Here is a 1,005-nt window from a genome sequence, read left to right on the forward strand (position 1 = left end):
TGGCATCGAGATTGTCGACGGCCCGCTGAAGCGCTGCCGCGTTCAGCCGCCCAGCCGCAGCGAGTTCGGCAACTCGGCTTCGGCGCACGGCGACCAGGGAAAACTCGGCGGCGACAAAGAAGCCGTTTGCGGCCACGAGTAGGAGAACCGACAGGATTCCAAGAATGTCGCTCAAACTGCCATCGCCTGTCGGCATGATATCCTCTTAATGACGCAATTGGATACGTCTCTGAAGCGCAAATGATGGCATTGCGCAATCGCTATCAGCATCACGATCGCCAGAAACATAATCCCCTGATGGCGATGGTGGTGCATCTACTAGCGACTGATCACGGTGCGGTCGAATACGTTGAATGCGGCAAAATGCGTGGTCCAGCCGTGGCTTGCAGCGCGGGTCATGTACCGACGCGCCCCGTTCTTGGCGTGGATGCGCAGATCAACATGAAGGCAGACGGCATCACGCAGCCCGTCGACAAAGCTCAAATGATTGGACAGCTTGAACTGCTGACGGTAACAGGGCTGAAGCCAACGCGTGATCTGCAGATGATGTCAAGCGCCTCTCCGCAAAGAGGTGACGCTTGATAGGGGGCTGCTTCCGTGCAAATGCTCCGGCATGCGAATTCTCCTCGTCGAAGACACGCGCGACGTTGGCGAGGCTATCAGCCGCCGCTTCGAAACGATCGGCCACGCAGTCGATTGGGAGACGGACGGCCGTGCTGCCGCAGAAATCCTCGATTTCACCTGCTACGATCTCGTCATCCTCGACGTCATGCTGCCCAGCCTCGACGGGTTCGAAATCGTTCGACGGCTCCGGCAGGCAAGGAATACGACCCCGGTTCTGATGTTGACGGCCCGTTCCGAGATAGAGGACCGCGTTGGCGCGCTTGATCTCGGCGCCGACGACTATCTGGTCAAACCGTTCGATTTCCGGGAATTGGAAGCGCGCGCCCGTGTTCTGCTCCGGCGGAAAAGCGGCGAGGCGACCAACATCGTACAGTGTGGCGA

At 59.1% G+C, this 1,005-nt stretch carries 3 protein-coding genes; 2 read left to right on the forward strand and 1 reads right to left on the reverse strand.

Annotated elements, in window-relative coordinates; translation table 11 throughout:
* Window positions 1-196: CNNM domain-containing protein (locus NKI72_RS35185; RefSeq protein ID WP_352852282.1), on the reverse strand; the 196-nt coding region annotated here is incomplete at its 3' end.
* A 44-nt stretch (window positions 197-240) separates the two neighbouring features.
* Here NKI72_RS35185 and NKI72_RS35190 point away from each other — a divergent pair.
* Complete coding sequence (locus NKI72_RS35190) at window positions 241-582, forward strand: hypothetical protein (RefSeq protein ID WP_352693732.1); 342 nt, start codon at window positions 241-243, stop codon at window positions 580-582.
* A 31-nt stretch (window positions 583-613) separates the two neighbouring features.
* On the forward strand, window positions 614-1,005 hold a 392-nt coding region (locus tag NKI72_RS35195), incomplete at its 3' end, for a response regulator (protein ID WP_352852284.1).

This window comes from Mesorhizobium sp. M0437, from assembly GCF_040321335.1.
GTDB lineage: Bacteria > Pseudomonadota > Alphaproteobacteria > Rhizobiales > Rhizobiaceae > Mesorhizobium.